We start from the raw sequence: 807 nt of genomic DNA, 5'->3' as shown, positions 1-807 counted from the left end.
GCCGGCGAGTATGCTGATGAGAGAGGTTTTGCCGGCGCCGTTAGGGCCCAGCAAGCCAAAAAATTCACCTTGCCGGATATCAAAACTGACGTCGTCCAGCGCCTTGACAGCAGGCCCCGTCTGATTTCGCGTGGATGAGTAGGTTTTGGAGACGGACTGAAATGAGATCGCTGGCATGAGCCCGCCATTTTAAGGGCGGATGCTGTTTTTATCCGGGTCGGCGGCTGAATGCCCTGCGTCAGGACCCCGATGGGCGAAGAAACCCGAAAGCGGCGTCTCAGGCCGCCGGGGCGGCAGCGGCGGGAATCAGCTCTGCCACGCCATACAGGCCTGCCAACTGACGCAGGCGAGCCGGCAAGCCGGCCACCGAAAACGCCTTGCCGGCAGCCAGCGCTTCACGCCGGCATTCCAGCAGCACCGCCAGCGCGGAGGAGTCAAACTCCTTCAGCGCGCCTGCATCGGCCACCACGCCGGCCGGCTGGGACAGCACGGCCTGCTTGAGGCCGAGAGCAAACCCGGCAGCCTCGGCATGCGTGAGGACAGAAGGAAGCGTCAGCACTGGCGATGCCTGCTCAGGGCTTCTTGGCAACAGCTGCGCCTGCGCCGGTGTTGGACTGGTTGCGCTGAACCAGGGAAGCGATCAGGCCATCGACGCCCTTGGCGCTGATTTCCTGGGCGAACTGGGTACGGTAGGTTTCCACCAGCCAGACGCCCAGCACGTTGAGGTCATAGATCTTCCAGCCCGTAGCGGTTTTTTCCATGCGGTAATCCAGCTGGATTGGATCGCCCCGGCCCAGAACTTCGGTG

3 protein-coding genes are annotated in these 807 nt (G+C 62.9%); all 3 read right to left on the bottom strand.

The features are described from left to right. Positions 1 to 177, bottom strand: a 177-nt coding sequence (locus tag AC1D1X_RS24715) for an ATP-binding cassette domain-containing protein (protein WP_477699542.1), incomplete at its 3' end; no start/stop codon positions are given. Positions 178 to 277: 100 nt separating this feature from the next. After that, positions 278 to 559 carry an STAS domain-containing protein gene (locus AC1D1X_RS24710; RefSeq protein ID WP_477669872.1) on the bottom strand — a complete coding sequence of 94 codons (282 nt, stop codon included), beginning with the start codon at positions 557 to 559 and terminating at the stop codon, positions 278 to 280. 13 nt (positions 560 to 572) lie between these two features. Further along, on the bottom strand, positions 573 to 807 hold a 235-nt coding region (locus AC1D1X_RS24705), incomplete at its 5' end, for an MlaC/ttg2D family ABC transporter substrate-binding protein (protein WP_477699541.1).

The organism is Polaromonas sp. P1_G4 (assembly GCF_056405475.1).
The sequence above is the reverse complement of the archived record's forward strand: the minus strand, read 5'-3'. Positions and strand labels throughout refer to the sequence as shown.